This is a genomic window from Mesorhizobium sp. M0340 (assembly GCF_040321535.1).
Taxonomy (GTDB): domain Bacteria; phylum Pseudomonadota; class Alphaproteobacteria; order Rhizobiales; family Rhizobiaceae; genus Mesorhizobium.
In genome coordinates this window covers 1-2,067 of sequence record NZ_JAMYRR010000068.1, presented here as the reverse complement: position 1 = coordinate 2,067, position 2,067 = coordinate 1, and the positions used below count along the sequence as shown (strand labels likewise).

At 64.1% G+C, this 2,067-nt stretch carries 2 protein-coding genes and 1 pseudogene; all 3 read right to left on the bottom strand.

Features of this window, described 5'->3' with window-relative positions:
• Window positions 1-322 (bottom strand): annotated as a pseudogene (locus tag NKI79_RS33075) (tyrosine-type recombinase/integrase); the annotation flags it as partial.
• 435 nt (window positions 323-757) lie between these two features.
• Window positions 758-1,441, bottom strand: a complete 684-nt coding sequence (locus NKI79_RS33070) for a tyrosine-type recombinase/integrase (RefSeq protein ID WP_352807487.1) — start codon at window positions 1,439-1,441, stop codon at window positions 758-760.
• The coding region (locus NKI79_RS33065; protein ID WP_352807485.1) for a site-specific integrase at window positions 1,438-2,067 on the bottom strand (630 nt) is incomplete at its 5' end. The genes NKI79_RS33070 and NKI79_RS33065, both read right to left, overlap by 4 nt.

Below are 2,067 nucleotides of genomic sequence, written 5' to 3'. Positions count from 1 at the left end.
CGTTAACGCCGGTGGCTTCGGAGACCCGGGCGCCGGTCCGTGCCAAGAAGAGCAGAAAGGCGCGGTCGCGCCGACCACGGGGCGTCTTTGGATCAGGCGCCGCGATGAGGGTGTCCACTTCGGCCCTGGTAAGGTGGTACGTCACCTCAATGTGCGTCCGTTTAATGGGAATCGTCAGCACGCGTTGGGCGACGCCGAAGGACGCCGGGTCGGCGGCAGCGACGTGGTGGAAGAAAGATCGGATCGCGGCCAGGCGGGCGTTGCGCATGGCGACGGAATTGTTCCGCTTCTCCTCGAGTTCGTCGAGAAAAGCGAAGAACAAGGTCCCGATCAAGCTCTTCGAGCGTCAACGCCGCCGGCTTCTTCCGCAACCGGGCGGCGGCAAAGAGGATCAGCATGCGCAAGGCGTCGCGATAGCTGGCCACGGTCGCGGGAGTCGCGTTGCGCTGCTTGGTCAAGCGCCGGCGAAAGTAGGACTCCAGGAGCGGGGCCAGGAGCAAATGTTCGCTCATGCTGCACCTTCATCGAGGAAGGCGCGCTCCGCCGCAATGGCGAGAAGATCCGCAGAGCCAGTGAGGTAGTAGGCCGTGTCGCTGTAGCTGGCGTGGCCGAGATAAGTGGCAAGCAGAGGCAGAAGCGCCTGAACGTTGGCGCGCTGTTCGTGCCAGAGGCGCTAAGACGGGTCACGGCGAACCGGTGCCTGAGATCGTGCGGTCTCAAAGGCTTGCCGTCATCAAGGCCAGCGAGCTTGCGGACCTTAGCGAATGCGCTTTGCAGACCGCTCCGACAGACGGTTGCCTCGGGAGCTGAGGAAGAAGGCCTGGTCCATGGGCGTGGGAAAAGCCGCATCGCGCTCACGCACGTAGTGACGAAGGGCTGTTTGGGTGGTCGTGTGAACTGGAACGAGACGGTCCTTGCGGAACTTCCTCTTCCGAACGAGGAGAATCCCGTTGGACAGATCGACGTCGGAACGATCAAGCCTGACCACTTCGCCCGATGGCAGTCCCGAACTCGCCAACACTCCGATCACCGTCACCATCGTCCGCCCCCTGAGAGGGGTCCGTGGCGAAATGCGGTCGCATGCGTGTATGAGCGACGCCAACTCTGCCTCGCTGAGGATACGCGGAGGCGGAATCGCTCTGGATCTGGGGAAAGCTCTGCGCTCCAAGGCCTCGGTTCGGACGTCATAGACGGCGAGATACTCGTAAAACCGGCGGAGCACGCCGTGGCGAGTGGCGCGGCTGTTGGCGGCGCCGCTGAACGATAAGGCGAAATCCAGCGCCATCGTTCGAGTGGCGGGCGCATCGAGCTGAGCGCGCTCAACGTAGCGGACGAAAGCCCGCAACGTGCCAGCTTGCTTGCTGAAGGCGTAGCCGAGGGAGTGGCGCAGCTCGATGTAACGCTCGGCCTTCTCGCCGAGGAAACGGGCGAAGGCGGTCATGCGACGCCTCCCGGAAAAGGGAGTGCGACCTCGGCGAGCTGCGAGGCCGCGATCTTTACGTACAGCGCTGTTGTATTGATGCTGCGGTGCCCGAGAAGATCGGCGACCTCGTTGATCGGCGTTCGCTGCCTGACGAGCTGGGTGGCAAGGCTGTGGCGCAGGAGATGTGCACCTGCGACCCGCCCGAGTTCGACCCCGCCATGCCGCAACCGCTTCCGCACGATCCTCGAAACAGGCGATGCGCACTTGAACGGTCCCACGGGCGGCGTGAAGGACATGAACAGGTATGGGCTATCCACCTTCGGTCGAGCGCGCAGGATGTAGTCGGCGAGCGCGGCGCCGGTCTCCTCGAGGAGCGGTGCCACCCGATCACGCTTGCCTTTGGTGCGCCGGACAAAAACCTCGCCAGCACGCCAGTCGATATCCTGCAGCCGAATGGCGCGAAGCTCGCCGTTGCGAATGCCCGTGGTGGCGAGCAGCAACAGGACGGCTCGATCGCGGATGTCGACCGGCGTTGTTGCGCCGATCGCATCGATTGCGCGCCGAACGTCATCCCATGCAAGGCGCGGCGGCAAATGCGCCAAACGCCAATGCGGCGTCCCTGGGACGAAGCGGGCGAGATCCTG